At 64.2% G+C, this 15,592-nt stretch carries 17 protein-coding genes and 1 riboswitch; of the genes, 7 read left to right on the forward strand and 10 right to left on the reverse strand.

The annotated features are described in order from the left end of the window. The first annotated feature begins 8 nt into the window (after positions 1-8). The gene (locus tag VRZ08_RS18715) at positions 9-599 is read left to right on the forward strand and encodes a DUF2478 domain-containing protein (RefSeq protein WP_414533485.1); all 591 of its coding nucleotides are present in this window, start codon (positions 9-11) and stop codon (positions 597-599) included. A 14-nt stretch (positions 600-613) separates the two neighbouring features. After that, positions 614-1,009: an ArsC/Spx/MgsR family protein gene (locus VRZ08_RS18720; protein ID WP_346296567.1), complete on the forward strand. Its 396-nt coding sequence runs from the start codon at positions 614-616 to the stop codon at positions 1,007-1,009. A gap of 7 nt (positions 1,010-1,016) precedes the next feature. Here the strand turns inward: VRZ08_RS18720 and VRZ08_RS18725 are convergent, their stop codons facing one another. Beyond that, on the reverse strand, positions 1,017-1,631 hold the full coding sequence (locus tag VRZ08_RS18725; RefSeq protein ID WP_414533486.1) for an SAM-dependent methyltransferase: 615 nt from the start codon (positions 1,629-1,631) through the stop codon (positions 1,017-1,019). Between the two features lie 194 nt (positions 1,632-1,825). On the opposite strand from VRZ08_RS18725, the gene VRZ08_RS18730 reads away from it, so the two are divergent. Then, positions 1,826-2,953 carry an NAD(P)/FAD-dependent oxidoreductase gene (locus VRZ08_RS18730; protein ID WP_414533487.1) on the forward strand — a complete coding sequence of 376 codons (1,128 nt, stop codon included), beginning with the start codon at positions 1,826-1,828 and terminating at the stop codon, positions 2,951-2,953. Positions 2,954-2,997: 44 nt separating this feature from the next. After that, entirely contained in the window at positions 2,998-3,372 is a 375-nt protein-coding gene (locus tag VRZ08_RS18735; protein WP_414533488.1) for a rhodanese-like domain-containing protein, read from the forward strand. A gap of 12 nt (positions 3,373-3,384) precedes the next feature. Here VRZ08_RS18735 and VRZ08_RS18740 read toward each other — a convergent pair whose 3' ends face one another. After that, positions 3,385-3,813 carry an ArsR/SmtB family transcription factor gene (locus VRZ08_RS18740; protein WP_107343174.1) on the reverse strand — a complete coding sequence of 143 codons (429 nt, stop codon included), beginning with the start codon at positions 3,811-3,813 and terminating at the stop codon, positions 3,385-3,387. Positions 3,814-4,052: 239 nt separating this feature from the next. On the opposite strand from VRZ08_RS18740, the gene VRZ08_RS18745 reads away from it, so the two are divergent. After that, on the forward strand, positions 4,053-4,922 hold the full coding sequence (locus VRZ08_RS18745; RefSeq protein ID WP_414533489.1) for an alpha/beta fold hydrolase: 870 nt from the start codon (positions 4,053-4,055) through the stop codon (positions 4,920-4,922). Positions 4,923-5,042: 120 nt separating this feature from the next. Here the strand turns inward: VRZ08_RS18745 and VRZ08_RS18750 are convergent, their stop codons facing one another. From VRZ08_RS18750 to VRZ08_RS18780, 7 genes are all read right to left on the reverse strand, one after another. Next, positions 5,043-5,744: an ABC transporter ATP-binding protein gene (locus VRZ08_RS18750; protein ID WP_414533490.1), complete on the reverse strand. Its 702-nt coding sequence runs from the start codon at positions 5,742-5,744 to the stop codon at positions 5,043-5,045. Then, entirely contained in the window at positions 5,737-6,471 is a 735-nt protein-coding gene (locus VRZ08_RS18755; protein ID WP_414533491.1) for an ABC transporter ATP-binding protein, read from the reverse strand. The genes VRZ08_RS18750 and VRZ08_RS18755 overlap by 8 nt, the downstream gene beginning before the upstream one ends. Then, entirely contained in the window at positions 6,458-7,513 is a 1,056-nt protein-coding gene (locus VRZ08_RS18760) for a branched-chain amino acid ABC transporter permease (RefSeq protein ID WP_414533492.1), read from the reverse strand. The genes VRZ08_RS18755 and VRZ08_RS18760 overlap by 14 nt, the downstream gene beginning before the upstream one ends. A 357-nt stretch (positions 7,514-7,870) precedes the next feature. Continuing rightward, the gene (locus VRZ08_RS18765; RefSeq protein WP_414533493.1) at positions 7,871-9,094 is read right to left on the reverse strand and encodes a substrate-binding protein; all 1,224 of its coding nucleotides are present in this window, start codon (positions 9,092-9,094) and stop codon (positions 7,871-7,873) included. Positions 9,095-9,098: 4 nt separating this feature from the next. After that, positions 9,099-9,956: a branched-chain amino acid ABC transporter permease gene (locus VRZ08_RS18770; protein ID WP_414533494.1), complete on the reverse strand. Its 858-nt coding sequence runs from the start codon at positions 9,954-9,956 to the stop codon at positions 9,099-9,101. 35 nt (positions 9,957-9,991) lie between these two features. Further along, complete coding sequence (locus VRZ08_RS18775) at positions 9,992-11,506, reverse strand: amidase (RefSeq protein ID WP_414533495.1); 1,515 nt, start codon at positions 11,504-11,506, stop codon at positions 9,992-9,994. Positions 11,507-11,669: 163 nt separating this feature from the next. Then, positions 11,670-12,854 (reverse strand): substrate-binding domain-containing protein, encoded by a 1,185-nt coding sequence (locus tag VRZ08_RS18780; protein WP_414533496.1) that lies wholly within the window; start codon positions 12,852-12,854, stop codon positions 11,670-11,672. 158 nt (positions 12,855-13,012) lie between these two features. Between VRZ08_RS18780 and VRZ08_RS18785 the strand changes: the two genes are divergently transcribed. Together VRZ08_RS18785 and VRZ08_RS18790 are read left to right on the forward strand one after the other, a co-directional pair. Next, the gene (locus tag VRZ08_RS18785; protein ID WP_107343166.1) at positions 13,013-13,456 is read left to right on the forward strand and encodes a MarR family winged helix-turn-helix transcriptional regulator; all 444 of its coding nucleotides are present in this window, start codon (positions 13,013-13,015) and stop codon (positions 13,454-13,456) included. A gap of 163 nt (positions 13,457-13,619) precedes the next feature. Continuing rightward, complete coding sequence (locus tag VRZ08_RS18790) at positions 13,620-14,765, forward strand: acyl-CoA dehydrogenase family protein (RefSeq protein ID WP_414533497.1); 1,146 nt, start codon at positions 13,620-13,622, stop codon at positions 14,763-14,765. Between the two features lie 63 nt (positions 14,766-14,828). On the opposite strand, the gene VRZ08_RS18795 is transcribed toward VRZ08_RS18790, so the two are convergent. Further along, positions 14,829-15,164, reverse strand: coding sequence for a cysteine-rich small domain-containing protein (locus VRZ08_RS18795; protein ID WP_011156527.1), 336 nt, complete (start codon positions 15,162-15,164; stop codon positions 14,829-14,831). A gap of 191 nt (positions 15,165-15,355) precedes the next feature. Next, positions 15,356-15,555, reverse strand: a riboswitch (cobalamin riboswitch). Positions 15,556-15,592 lie beyond the last annotated feature (37 nt).

Consider the following 15,592-nt stretch of genomic DNA (forward strand, 5'->3'; position numbering starts at 1 on the left):
GTGCAGAGATGACGGACAGCAGCGCAGAGGCACCAAGGATCGCCGCGATCATCTATCGTGCCGACGACGACGTCGACGCGCTGCTGGCGGAGTTCGCATTCGCCCGGCTTGCGGCCGGAGACCGGCTCGGCGGCATCGTGCAGCGAAACATCAAGGACGCGGCCGGCAAGAAGATCGACATGCAGCTGATCGACCTGATGACCGGCGAGGCGATCGGGATTTCGCAGACGCTCGGCAGCGGCGCGGGATCGTGCAAGCTCGACGCCGGCGGCCTGGCCGAGTCCGCCCAAGCCGTGACGCGTGCGGTCGCGAGCGGCGCCGCCCTGGTGGTGATCAACAAATTCTCCAAGCAGGAAGCGACCGGCAAGGGTCTGCGCAACGAATTTGCCGAGGCGATCGTCGCCGAACGGCCGCTCCTCACCGCGGTGCCGGAGAAATGCGCCGACGCGTGGCGCGAGTTCATCGGCGACGAGGGCGCGGAGCTGCCGTGCAGCCGCGCAGCGATCGAGACATGGTGGGCCGGCCGCGCACCGCGACTGGCAGAGCCATCGGCCTGCAGTGCGCGTGCCGATCAGCACGCGCACAAGACGATCTGTTGAAGGAGCCTTCGGCAATGGCCAAAGTCGTGTTCTACGAGAAGCCCGGCTGCGTCGGCAACGCGCGACAGAAGGCGCTGCTCACCGCATCCGGTCACGAGCTCGAGGTGCGCAACCTGCTGGCCGAGCCGTGGACACGCGAGACGCTGCGGCCATTCTTCGGCGACAAGCCGCTCATCGCCTGGTTCAACCAGTCGTCGCCGAAAGTGAAAGCCGGCGCGATCGATTTCGCCGCGCTCGGTGAGGAGGCGGCACTCGCTCTGATGATCGAGGATCCGCTGCTGATCCGCCGCCCGCTGATGCAATCGGGTGACCGCCGTGAAGTCGGCTTCGATCAGGCCACCGTTCACGCTTGGCTCGGGCTGCAGACTGGCGGACCGCGCGTGTTCGACGGTTGCGCGATGGATGATTAGACGCCGGTTACTTTGGCTTCCATCCGATCAGATCGATCAGCGCCGATAGTCCGGCGTGACCGGCGCCTTCGACGATCTCGCTATCGTGCTCGCGAATGCTGAGATTGTCGAAATCGCCGAACGCCTGCTCCAGCAGTTCGCGGGTGTAGAGATTTTCGGCGCGGCTCGGACCGCCGGTCTTGTAGACGAGCTGCTTCGGGCGATAGCCCTCGATCAGTAAGAGCCCTCCAGGCTTCAGCGCGTCACGGATCTGTTGAAAGATCTGCGGGCGCCGCTCCGGTTCGACGAACTGAAAGAAGATGCCGGCGATCACGTCGAATCCGTTCGGCCACTGCCAGCTCAAGAGATCGACGGTTCGGGTCTCGATCGTGACGCCGCGCTCGGCTGCGAGCCTGTGCGCCTTGGCCTGCGCGGTCGGCGAGAAATCGACCGATAATACGGAGAGCCCGCATTCGGCCAGGAATACGCCGTTGCGGCCCTCACCATCGGCGATCGCCAGCGCCCTCCCCTGCTTCGGCAGCAGATCACGGCACGACGCCAGAAAAGCGTTCGGCGCAGTGCCGAACAGATAGCCGTCAGCGGAAAAACGGCTCTCCCACATGTCGAAATGTTCGGATGCCATGATGCCGGTTCTCCTTCCAACACGCTGCACTGCTGCGCCAGCTTGGCGGCGGCACGCGCGCCTTCGCAATGCCCGCTTCCTTGATGCCCGATCGGCCGCGCTGCCGCGGTGACATCGTCACAGACCGCCGGTTCATCGCCATGCGACGGATCGCCCAGAGGCGACACGGCGCGCGCCAACGAGGATACGCGAGGATGCGCAACATCACCATCATCGGCTCGGGCTTTGCCGGCCTTACCGCCGCCCGCGAGCTGCGCAAGCATAACGTCGACGCCGCAATCACGATGATATCGCCGCGGCGGGAACTGCACTTCCTGCCGAGCTCGATCTGGATTCCCGCCGGCCTCCGCCAAGCAGAGCGCCTGAAGGTGCCGCTCGACAGTTTCTTGACCAAACACCGGATCGACTTCGTCGAAGCCTCCGCCACAGGCCTGAAGGACGGCGGCCGCATTGTCGTCACCGACCGCGACGAACTGCGTAACGATCATCTGATCATCGCGGCCGGCGGCCGCTTCATTCGGAAATTGCCGGGTATCGAGCACGCGCTGATCCCGTGCGAAGGCATCAAGATCGGCGAAGAGATCGGGCGGCGACTCGACGCGCTGAAGGGCGGCACCATCGCGGTCGGCTTTGCCACCAATCCGAACGAGCCCGGCGCGATGCGTGGCGGGCCGATGTTTGAGTTCCTGTTCATCATCGATGCGCTGCTGCGCCGGCAAGGTAAGCGGCCGGGCTTCGAGATCGTGTTCTTCAGCCCCGCGTCACGCCCCGGCGCGCGGCTCGGCGAGCGCGCGGTCGACGGCCTGCTGCAGGAAATGAAAAACCGCGGCATCGCGACTCGGCTCGGCCGCAACATCCTGCGGTTCGAAGAACGCAAAGTGGTGCTCGACGGCGGCGAGATCGACGCCGACCTGATCCTGTTCATGCCGGGTCTGACCGGTCCGGCCTGGCTCGAGAACACCGACCTGCCGCTATCGGCCGGTGGCATGATCAAGGCGGACGAGCTGGGCCGGGTCGAGGGGCTGCCCAACGTCTGGGTCGCCGGCGACGCCGGTTCATTCCCCGGCCCGGACTGGATGCCAAAGCAGGCGCATCAGGCCGATCTGCAGGCGATTGCGGTTGCGGCCAACATCGCCGCGATCGAAGCGGGACAGCAGCCAATCACTCGCTTCAAGCCGGAGCAGGTCTGCATCGTCGATATGCTCGACTCCGGCATGCTGGTGTTTCGCAATCAGCGCTTCAACTTCGTCGGACCGAAGATGAAGCTGTTTCATTGGCTGAAGCGCTTGTTCGAACGTCACTATCTGACGACATTCCGCTGATAGCCGCATCGGCGCTCAGCCAACAAAATGGAGACGAATGGCCCATGAGCGTGAAGACGATTTCGCCGATCGAAGCCCACCGCCTCGTGACCGAAGGTGGTGCTGTGCTGGTCGACGTGCGCGAGCGTCACGAGATTGCCCGCGAACATATCGACGGCGCGATCGAACTGCCGCTGACCGGTTTCAAGCACGGCGATCTCGGCGCAGCGCGGGGACGCAAGGCGATCTTCTTCTGCCATTCTGGCGGACGGACGCGGATGTATGCTGGCCAGATCGAAGCCAAGGCGAGCGGCGTATGTGAGCCTTACGTGCTCGGCGGCGGCATTCTGGCGTGGCGCAAGGCCGGCTTTCCGACCGTGCAGGGCCCGAAACCGCCGGGCCTGTTTCAGCGCTTGTTTGGCCGCAAGCCGGCTGACTGAAGCAGCGCGTCTTTAGGCGTCGACGCTCTGGCGCTGACGGCGTGGCGCTGTCGCGGGCTTCGCGCGCGAGGCTGCCGCGGGTCTGTCCTTGTCGCGATCCTTGCGACAGAAGGTGGCGTGCAACGCAAGGATCAGGCTGCGGACCTCTTCGCTAGCCAGCGAATAGAACACCTGCTGCCCCTCGCGCCGTGCCTGCACCAGCTTTTCGCTGCGCAGCCGCGCGAGCTGCTGTGACACCGTCGGCTGCCGTTCGTCGAGCAGCTCGGTAAGTTCCGACACCGACTTCTCGCCTTCGGCGAGCTGACACAGCATGATCAGCCGGGACACGTTCGACAGCGTCTTCAGAAACTCGGCCGCCACCACGGCATTTTCGCGTAGCTCGCGGGTATCGACACGCCTCAGCGCCGGAGAGGTCTTTCGGGCTCCGCTGGCCGCAGCCATCAAGGGATCTCCGCTCAATTCATGATGGACGCTGAAGACGCGCGCACGAGGTCTGCGACGTGGACCGCGCGCTCTCCACGCAGCGATATTCGAAGCCCCTCCATACCCGTGTTGCAACAGATTGTCAGCCCGTCGGCTTGTGCCGATGAGGACCCCCATCGGGCGTTGCCAGCCGGCAGGGCATTGAAGCGGTCACCGGCTCAGGCTATTGCAGCCGTGGAAACGCTCGAAAAACAACAATGCAACAACCACAAAGCCACTTCTATCAATCCCACGGCCTGCGCCTGCACTATTGGGACTGGGGCAACGCCCCCGCGCCGACACTGCTGCTGATTCATGGCGGCAAGGACCACGGCCGAAGCTGGGATGGCCTCGCCCGAGCACTGCAGCCGCACTTTCACGTGATCGCGCCGGATCTCCGGGGCCATGGCGATTCCGACTGGGCGCGCGGCGGCAGCTACGCGCTACCGGAATACGTCTATGACCTGACCCGCCTGCCACCGCTGGCGGATGCTCCGCCCGCGACTGTGATCGGCCATTCGATGGGCGGCATGATCGCGATGCTGTATGCGGGCACGTTTCCGGAGAAGGTGAATCGGCTCGTGGTCCTCGATGGCGTCACGATCCGACCTGACGCGAAGATGGCTGCGGTCCACGAGCGGATGATCAAATGGCTCGGGCAGCTGGAGCGGCTGGAAGGCCGCGAGCCGCGCCGCTACGCAACGATCGCCGACGCCGCTGCGCAGATGCGCGCACACAACAAGCGACTGACGCCGGAGCTGGCGTTGCATCTGGCCACCCACGGGGCGCGCCGCAACGACGACGGCAGCTATTCGTGGAAATTCGACCCGTATCAACGGGTGACGGCACCGCACCGGCTCGCGCCGCAGGAATACGCCGAACTATGGGCGCAGATCACTTGCCCGACGCTGCTGCTGTTTGCCGGTGAGAGCTTCATCGACCCGGACCAGGCCGCAGAAGCCTCCCGCTATTTCGCGGACGTTCGCGCCGAGATCGTCGCCGAGGCCGGCCATTGGCTGCAGCACGACCGGCCGGACGAGGTGCTGCGGCTGATTTCGAAATTCGTCGACCTTCCGTCCAAGGCTTGACCGCCTACCACCCTCTCCCGTCATTGCGAGGCGGCGAAGCCGACGAAGCAATCCAGCTCAGTGCACAATGTCTGGATTGCTTCGCTTCGCTCGCAATGACGGGGAGAGGCGGAGCCGCAATTACGGCGCCAGATATTGCAGCAGCCGAGGATCGTTGCGGACTTCGTCGGCGGTGCCGGTGAGTGCGACGTGGCCGCGGTCGAGCACGAAGGCGTGGTCAGCGACGCGCAGGGCGAGGTCGAGATGCTGCTCGACGATCACCACGGCAATCTCTTTCGCCAACGCGATCAACCGGTCGGTGATCTCTTCGATTACACCGATCCATACCCCCTCGGTCGGCTCGTCGAGCAACAGCACGCTCGGCTCAGACAGCATCGCACGGCCAATCGCCAGCATCTTGCGCTCGCCGCCAGACAACGTGCCGGCGATTTGGTCGAGCCGCTGGCCGAGCTTGGGAAACATCTCCAGCACACGATCGACCGCGCGGCTGTCTTTATTCGTCAGCGCCCCAACCGCAAGATTGTCGCGGATCGTCAGCCGCGCAAACACCGGGTGGTCCTGCGGCACATAGCCGAAGCCGGCGCGGACCCGCTGCTCGGTCGGCAGCTTGGTGACGTCCCGCGAATCCAGCGACACGCTGCCGCGCTTGACCGGCAGTTCGCCCATGATCGCCTTCATCAGCGTCGTCTTGCCGGCGCCGTTGCGGCCCAGAATGGCCACGCCACCGCGCCACGGCGCTGTCAACGACACGCCGAACAGCACCTGACTGCGACCGTAGCCGGCATCGAGATCGCGAATGTCGAGATAATGATCCTCAAGCACGGCGGAGATAGACCTCCTGGACCTTCGGACTCGCCTGGATCTGCTCGACCGTTCCAGTGTCGAGCACTGTGCCCTGATCGAGCACGGTGAGGCGGTCGCAGATGTCGCGAATGAAATCGAGATCGTGCTCGACGATCACCAGCGAGCAGCGCGACTTGATCGGCGCCAGCAGCTCACCGGTGACGCGGCGCTCTTCCAGGCTCATGCCGCCGGTGGGCTCGTCGAGCAGGAGCAGTTTCGGGCCCGGCGCCAGCGCCATGGCGATCTCCAGCCATTGCTGCTGGCCGTGCGACAGCGAAGAAGCATGCTCACTGGCGCGATCGACCAGCCGGAACTGCTCAAGCATGGCCATCACCTTGTCGTGCAGCAGCCCGCGGGTGCGCGAGAACATCAGCTTGGTGAGCGCAGTCTGGCCCTGCAGCGCCAGCAACACGTTGTCGTACAACGTCAGCGCCGGCAGCACCGAGGTGATCTGGAATTTCAGACTCATGCCGGCGCGGGCGCGCTCGGCCGGTGATGCCCCGGTGATATCAGCGCCGTTGAAGTCGACGCGGCCAGCAGTCGGGACTTCGGCACCAGCGATGCATTTCATCATCGTGCTCTTGCCAGAGCCGTTCGGACCAATCAGGCCGTGAAACTCGTTCGGTTGCACCGTCAGTTCGGCCCCGTTCAGCGCGGTGAGCTTGCCGAACACCTTTCTCATACCGCGCGCTTCAAGCAGGGCCATGGCTGCGCTCCTTACGGCCCAGCCTCGGCGGCCGGCCGAAGCTGCCGATCCGCTCGCTGTGGCCGACAACCAGGCTGATCAGTCCGGCGGGACGGAACAGGATCACCAACAACATCAACGCGCCGAGAATGATCGGCCAGATGTCCTGGTAGGAATTGGACAGCCAGAACGACACGATCTCGATCACCACGGTGCCGATCACCGCGCCGATCAGCGTGCCAGAGCCGCCGAACAGTACGTACAACACGACCTGCGTTGACATCACCACGCCGAGCATATTCGGCCAGACGAATCCCTCGTGGAAGGCGTAGAGGCTGCCGGCGAGCCCCGCGATCGCACCGCCGAGCGAGAACACGATCGCCTTGAGATGCTGAACCTTGTAGCCGAAGAAGGCGATCCGCTGCTCGTTCTCCCGCAGGCCGGCCAACGCCAGCCCGAACTGTGACCGCACCAGAAAGCGGCAACCGAGATACACCGCAAACAAGATCGCCAGTGCCAGATAATAGAACACCGCGCCCTCGCCGAGGTCGCAACTGCCGATCGTCATCTGCGGGATCGACGGGATGCCGTTCTGGCCGCCGAGATAGTACCAGCCGCGCGCCAGCCGATCGAACGCATAGGATGCGGTCAGCGTCCCGAGCGACACGAAGATGACGCTTGACGGATTGCGTCCAAGCAGCAGAAAGCCGCCGATCAGCAGCGCCAGCGCGAACCCGATCAGCACGCCGGCCGGCACCACCAGCAACATCGAGGAGATGCCGAGATCGCGACCAAGCAGTGCAACGCCGTAGCCGGCGCCGCCAAAGAACACGGCCTGGCCAAAGCTCATGATCCCGGCGTAGCCCCACACCAGGTCGAACGACAGCGCGAACAGGCACAGGATCAGCACCCGCGTCATGAACACGGTGAGATAGTCCTGCAGCACCAGCGGCAGCAGCAGGAACGCCGCGAGCATCACGATCTCGATGACCGGCAGCACCGCGCGGCGGCGCCGGGTGCGCAGCGGCGCGACCGTATCGAAAGTCGAGGAAGCTTCAGTCATCGAGCCGCCCCGCGTATCGGATGGGACGCAGCGGGTGCTGCAAAGCGAACGCACAGGCACTCGCGCCGGGTACTGGTGCGGGATTCCGGCGTTGCCTCTCCGCACGTCGTCCCCGCGCAGGCGGGGACCCATACGCCGCAGTCTCCCGATTGGAGCCCGAAGGCAGAGACATCTCTCGACTCGGAGCGGCAGGGGTTATGGGTCCCCGCCTGCGCGGGGACGACTCGGGGTGGATGCAGCGACCGAACAATTCATCCATATGCGATCACCCACCCGCGCGCTCGGAGAGGTGACGTCCGTGCGCGCCCACACGGCGCGGCATGTGAATTCTGGCCGGGCGAGACGCTGGTGACCGCATCAGCATTCCTTCGGGTCGACCAGACCTTCGCTCCGCGCGACGATCTCGTAGCTGCCGCTCTTGGCGACTGCGGTGTACATCTTCATTTTGCAGTGGCGCTTGCCGGGCACCATCTCGGCCGGGCCACCGGGACCTTCGATGATCTTGGCGTGGTCGAGCGCAGCGGCGACGCCGTCGCGATCGATCTTGCCCGCTTCCTTCACAGCCGCCTCCCACAGCTTGAGGCCGCGATAGGTGCCGGTGGCGGCGCTGCCGGCCGCGAACAGGAAATTGCCCGGATAAGCCTTGTCGTATTCGGCCTGCAGTTTTGCGCTGACTGGATCGTCTTTGGCGAGCGCCTTGAAATAATCGAGGCAGCTCGCCAGGCCTTCGATCTCGGCCGGCTGATTGATGCCGAGCGTATTCTCGTCGTAATACACGCAGGCGAGCCGACCGCCGTTCTTCAGGAAACCCGCTTCATAGAGCTGCTTGAAGAACGGGCCGACGCCAGGTGGAATCACGGTGTTGAACACCACGTCGACCTTGTTGGAAATGATGCGGCTGACGGTGGACGAGAAGTCGATCTGGTCGAGCGGGTAATACTCTTCAAGCACCACCTCGCCGCCATTGGCCTCGATCACCTTCCGGGCATAGACGTTGAGGGTGTGCGGCCAGACATAGTTGGCGCTCGGCAGCGCGAACTTCTTGCCGCCGTTCTTGATCAGCCAGGGGATGAATTCGTCACATTGCTGCGCCGGAGTCGGACCGGTGCAGAACAGATGCGGCGTACACTCTTTGCCCTCATAGAGCTGCGGATAGATGTACAGCGTCTTGCCGCGAGCGACGATGACGTCCTTGATGGCGTTGCGCATCGAGGACGTGATGCCACCGAGCACGACATCGACCTTGTCACGCTGAACCAGCTTGCGGACATTGCCGACCGCGACCGCTTCGTTCGACGCGGTATCCTCGATGTGCAATTCGAGCGGCCGGCCGAGCAGACCGCCGGCATCGTTGATCTGCTTCACCACCATCTTGGCGACGTTGGCGTCCGCGTTGCCGGCATAGCCCATCGGCCCCGTGATGTCGGTGGCGACGCCGACCTTGATCGGACCTTCGGCGGCATTGGCCCAATCCGCCGGGATCACCCAGCTTCCGACGCCGGTAGCAATGGCGGTGCTGGCAAAGGCGAAGCTGGAGAGGAAGCGGCGGCGGTCGAGCTGAAAGCTGAAGTCGCTGGACATCAGGCTAGATCCCTTTTCCCGAAACGAGGCCCTGCGGCCGGAATTTGATGAAGATGATGGCGAGCACGAACACGAGGACGTCGGCGATCACCGGCTGAATCACCCAGGGCAGCGCCGCCGACAGCGTGCCGATGATGCCGGCCCCGGCCACCGGCCCGGCGAAGGACCCAACGCCGCCGACCATCACGGCAATGAAGCCTTGGATCAGAAAGCGCAGCCCGAGATCGGCAAATAGCGAGAACACCGGAACGATCAGGGCGCCGGCGAGGCCGGCCAGTGCCGCACCGAAAGCAAAGGTGGCACCATAGATTGCGTTGGTGGAGATGCCGGAGGCACGCGCCAACGCCGGGTTCTCCAGCGAGGCGCGGACCCGCAGGCCGAACGCGGTGCGCGACAGCAGCAGATAGCTTCCAATCATCACCAGCGCGGTGACGATCACGATCACCAGCCGCCATGTCGACAGATGCATGTCACCGATGGTGATCGAACCACCGACCGGCTCCGGCACCGAGATGTAGAGGCCGCCGATCAGGCCGCGCACGATCTCGCGGATGATCAGGCCGAGCGCATAGGTACCGAGCATTGCCACGATCGGCGCGGCGTAGAAGCGCCGCACGATCAGCCGTTCGAGCACCAATCCGAACGCCCCGACCACGAACGGCGCCGCGACCATGCCGGTCCACACCGGCAGGCCGGCGGTGTGGGCCAGGTAGGTGATGTAGGCACCGAGCAGGACGAATTCGCCCTGCGCGAAGTTGAAGATGCCCATCATGCTGGCGATGATCCCGAGCCCCAGCACCACCAGCACGACGATGGACCCGAAGCTCAGGATTTCGAACAGGGCGGCGAACAGGTTTTCCATTCGGCGTTACCGGCTGACGGACCTCGCGCGCGTTGCTACATCGTCTTCCAGTCGCCCGACTGTTCGAACGCGTGGGCCGCACGGTAGATCGTCGGTTCATCGAAGTGCTTGCCGACCAGCATCAGGCCGATCGGCAGGCCATCGACCATGCCGCAGGGGATCGACATCGCCGGATGATGGGTGATGTCGAACGGCGCGGTGTTGGTGATCATCTCGAATGCGCGACCGATCACTTCCTCACGGCGGGCGTTCGGCGCCGGCAGCGGCGTTGCCTTCATCGGCGTCGTCGGCATCAGCAGAAGATCGAAATTTGCCAGCGCCGCATCGTAGGCGGCGGTGATGCGCCGCGAGATGTTGACGGCCTTGCCGTAGTAACGCGGCCCGAAGGTGTTGTTGATATAGGTGCCGAGCAACAGCATCATCTTGGTGGTCTCGGACAGCGAGTCCGCTTGGCCGCGCCAGCCGCGATGAGCTTTCATCAGCGTCGTCGAGTAAAGATCCGGGCGGCTGAGGCCGTAGCCATCCCCCACCATCATGGTCTGGGTCATACCCTCGGTGCCGATCGGCATCCACACCGCGCCGGCCAGATTGTGCGCAGGGATCGAGATTTCCTCGATGGTAGCGCCGAGGCCAGCGAGGCGTTTGGCGGACTCGCGGACGCTTTCGTTCACGGCTGGCTCTGCGCCGGGCTGCTCGAAGCCTTCGCGGACGATGCCGATCTTCATGCCCTTGATGCCTTGGCCGAGCGCCTTGGTGTACTCGTGCACCTTGGGCGCGCGGATGCGAGGGTCGTAACCGTCGTCGCCCGCGAGCACTTCGAGCAGCAGCGCATTGTCTTCGACGTTCGCCGTCATCGGCCCGGTGTGATCGACATAGATCTCGATCGGCATGATGCCCGTGTAAGGCACGAGGCCCCAGGTCGGCTTCATGCCGTAGGTGCCGCTGAACGACGACGGCATCCGGATCGAGCCACCCTGGTCGCCGCCGATCGCCATATCGGCCTCACCCAGCGCCACCACCACAGCGCTACCTGAGGACGAGCCGCCGGCCGAGTAGCCCATCTTGTGCGGGTTGTGCACTGGGCCATTGGAGCCGGTGTGGCTGCCGCCGGACATGCAGAAATGCTCACAATGCGTCTTGCCGAGAATCTCGCCGCCGGCGTCGAGGATGCGGGTGACGACGGTGGCGTCGAAGTCCGGCACGTAGCCTTCGAGCGTCGAAGAACCGTTCATCATCGGCACGCCGGCCAGCATGATGTTGTCCTTCAGCGCGACCGTCTTGCCTTTGAGCTTGCCGAAGGGCGCGCCCTGCACGCTCGCCTTGCGATACCAGGCGTTACGTTGGTTCTCGTCCGGGCCGGGTGTGTAGCCGGGCGTGCGCGGGTACTTCACCAGGGGCACTTCGTCGGGCAGCGCCGCAACCACGTTGTAGGCATCGATCGATGGCTGCATCAGCCCACGAAACGAGACGATGTCCTCGTCGGTGAGCGACAGGCCGCACTGATCGGCGACTTCGAGAAGCTGCGTCGGGGTGGGAAGCGAAACGGCCAAGATCATTCTCCTGCGCGTAGGCGGATCGGCGATGCGGGCCCGGGGAAGGCCTGGAGCGGCGCACGCACGAATGGCGCCGCGCCGCGGTGATAATACATACGGAAATATTTTCCATTTCAAGTATTATTTTGCGACTGAATAGCGCGAGCGCGAATGGCGCCGTCTAGAAGGTGCGGAGCAGCTTGAAATCCAGACCGTCGGCCTCGGCAAGGTGCATCGTCATCCGTGCACGGCCGTCTCTGATCGTCACGTCGCCGCGGCCGCCCTGGTACACGACATTGCGCGCCGCCTGCAGCAGCGAGCGGGCCTGCAGCGTCTGCGCCTTCTCGGCAATCGTCGCCAGAAATCGCAGACCTTCATAGTTGGACTGCCCGACCGACCCGATCGGCGGCGCCGTCGGTCCGAACATCCGGCGATAAGAATCGCGAAACGCATCGTTGGCGGTGCAGTCGTAACAGCCGAAATAGCCCGATGCGCAGAACAAGTTTTCGGTGTTGTCGGCGCCGATGCCCAGCAACACCGTCTCGTCCATCGCGCCGGCCAACCGGAGGACATGGCTCGAAAGCCCAGCTTCGGCGAAAGAGCGATTGAACGTCACGCTGTCGTTGCCGATCAGCGAAATCAGCACGACGTCAGGTTGGGCGGCGCGGATCCGGTCGAGATGCCGTTCGTGATCGTCCTCGCCGAGCGGCACGAATTCCTCGCCGACCACCTTGCCGCCGGCATCCTTGATGTACTTCTTCACAGCGCGATGCGACAGCCATGGCCAGACGTAATCGCTGCCGATCAGGTACCAGCGCTGCGCCCTTTTCTCCCGGGCCAGCCAGTCGATTGCCGGCCGGCTCTGCCAGCGCGGCGTCTCCCCGATCGCCATCACGCCAGGAGCACGCTCGCCGCCTTCATAGACCGGCGTGTAGATGTAGGGCACGCGACCTCGGATGGCGTTCCGCAGTGCCACCCGCACTGCACTGATGTGCGAGCCCATCACGATATCGACGTCGTCGTAGTCGACCGCCAGCGCAACCCGCCGAGCGACATCCTCGATCGGCCCCCCGGCATCGCTGAACACCAGTTCGACCTCGCGGCCCAGGATGCCGCCGCGCTTGTTGATTTCCGCAGCCGCAAGCAGCGCCGCATTGGTCGAGGCCGGTCCCCACAGCCCGGGCGAGCCCTGGAAGGTGACGAAATTCGCAACGCGAAGCTTGTTGCGTGCGCGGCGCGAGGCCGCGCCGCCGCCGTCTCCCGGCCCTTCCACCCAACGCGCGTCGGTAAGCGCGCCGCGCTCGAGAAGACCGAGCGGCGGCACTCCATAGGCGCCACTATGTCCGAGATCGACAGCCGAAAGCACGCCCTCTCCTGCCAGGTGCGGGTGATCCCGCCGAAGTCCCCTCCCCGGGTTCGACGATCGATGCTATTCGAAAATATTGAATCTTCAAGGATTGCTGTGCATATAGATGCAGCAAACTGCGCATCCGATTCACTCAGACGGAACGATAAAGTCTCATCGTGGCCAAATCGCCGACCCGCAATCCGCCGATCACCGAACACCTCGCCTATCTGCTGGCGCAGGCCAATCGGGAGATCAACCGCCAGCTCGAAGCACGGCTACGCAGCGAAGGGGTGCCGGTCGAGCAATGGCGCATCCTCAAGGTGCTGTCCGACGGCAAGGGCCATTCGATGGGCGAACTCGCCGAGGCGGTGCTGCTTAATCATCCGACCCTGACCAAGATGATCGATCGGATGGTTTCGGATTCGCTGGTGTATCGCGTCCAGGATCCGGAGGATCGCCGCAAGGTGCTGATGTACACCTCCGACCGCGGCAAAGCTCTGACCCAGCGTCTCAATACGTTGGCGCTGAGCCAAGAGGCGCATATCGCCGAAAACTACGGCGACAAGGCCACCGCCGAGCTGAAGCGGCTGCTTGAAAGCCTGATCGACAGCGCCACCTGAGCGCCCTCCATCGTCGCGCATGCTGCGGCTGCGAACAGCGCAGCCGCCTGCAGCGACACGCCGCAAGATACGGCGGTCGCAACGTCTATCCTGCACCGCCGAACTGGCCTAGATCAGCGGGCGATGCGCCGTGCCAAGCGGCCGCCCATTCGAGTGAGGAAACATGGAATACCGATCGCCCTGGATGACCGAAGAACTGGACACGTTCCGCGACCAGTTTCGCAAATTCCTCGCCAAGGACCTCGCACCCCATGGCGACAAGTGGCGCAAGCAGAAGATGGTCGATCGTTCGGCCTGGCTGAAGCTCGGCGAAATGGGGGCGCTGTTGCCCAGCGTTCCGGAAGAGTATGGCGGGCTCGGCGCCAGCTTCGCCTATGATGCCGCGGTCTATGAGGACATGGAGAAGATCGTCCCCGACGCGCTGTCCGGCGTCACCGTGTCGAGCGGCATCGTGGCGCACTACATCCTCAACTATGGCTCGGAAGAGCAGAAGCGGCGTTGGCTGCCCGGCATGGCGCGCGGCGAGCTGATCGGCGCGATCGCGATGACCGAGCCCGGCACCGGCTCGGACCTGCAGAGCGTGCGCACCACCGCCAAGCTCGACGGCGACGACTACGTCATCAACGGCCAGAAGACATTCATCACCAACGGCCAGAACTGCGACCTGATCATCGTGGTTGCCCGCACCGGCGGTGCCGGCGCCAAAGGGCTGTCGCTGATCGTGCTGGAGACCAAGGACAACCCCGGCTTCAAGCGCGGCCGCAACCTCGACAAGATCGGCCTGCACGCCTCCGACACCTCCGAGCTGTTCTTCGAGAATGCCCGCACGCCGAAGGAGAACCTGCTCGGCGGCGAAGAGGGCAAAGGCTTCGTGCAGCTGATGCAGCAGCTGCCGCAAGAGCGCCTGATCATCGCGATCGGCGCCGTGGCGGCGATGGAGCGCGCGGTCGCGCTGACTTCGGAGTATACGCGGGAGCGCAAGGCGTTCGGCCAGCCGATTATCGAATTCCAGAATACAGCTTTCACGCTCGCCGAACGCAAGACCGAAGCCTTCATCGCACGGGTGTTCGTCGACTTCTGTCTGGTGCAGCTGATCGCCGGCAATCTCGACGCCGTCACCGCCTCGATGGCGAAATGGTGGACGACGCAGAAGCAGGTCGAGACCGTGGACGAGTGCCTGCAACTGCACGGAGGCTACGGCTACATGCAGGAATACCCAATCGGCCGGATGTTCATCGACTCGCGGATTCAGAAGATCTATGGCGGAACCAACGAGGTGATGAAGCTGCTGATCGCCCGCTCGCTCTAACGCGAAAAATGCCGGCGCCTCCGCTGCCGCTGCAATCCAGCGGTGCGGAGGCGGCGGCAATGTTCAGTCGCCGCTTTCCGAGACTTCACGCTTGAGGCGGCGCGGATCCTGGGGCTGGCTGTCCCAAGGCACCGGCCGCTCCAACCAGCGCTGGATGAAATTCCACGACCGCCGATAGCCGTTGTGCGGCAAGGTGCAGTCCGAACAATCCTTGCGCGTCAGCCCATTGCGATCGACGAAGGTCTTGTAGGGGCCGGGGCACTGATAGGCGCTCAGCGGGCAGTAACAGAACAGGCAGTTGAATTCCCGCTCGACGCCGCGATGGCACGGCAGAAACGGGCAGGCCTCGTTGGTGAAGCCCTTGAAGGCTTCGTTGGTCGTTGTGTCTTTCGGCTCCATGACCGTTCCCTCGCGCCGCAGCAATTGGCCGCCGGCTCGATCGCGGCGGCGCTGTGGCTGATTCTGATTGAAGGGGGATGAGTGCTAGGCGATGCCAAGCGTCGCGTGACGCTGCTCCTGCGCCGCGCGCGGCTTTGCCTGCTAAGAGAATTCGGTCATCGCTGCTCCGCTCTCGACCCGCCGTCGATCGGTTAGATGCTTCCGTCTTCGGCCGGTCTCCTGGCTCACGGATGTCGTCTGGATCGCCTTCCCGACGCCGATGGCGTCAGTGGCATATGATCCGGACAGATCCGCTTACAGTTGCGGGGGCAGCTACGGATTTGGCGAAAAACACCGCACCGTATTCCCAGTTTCACCTCGCACGCGAGGCACCGAAGACGTCAAAACCAGAGCACGGGGCTGCAGCCTGTGCAAGCAAAAAGGCTTCG

The organism is Rhodopseudomonas sp. G2_2311 (genome assembly GCF_047501505.1).
GTDB classification, from domain to species: Bacteria; Pseudomonadota; Alphaproteobacteria; order Rhizobiales; family Xanthobacteraceae; genus Rhodopseudomonas; species Rhodopseudomonas palustris_H.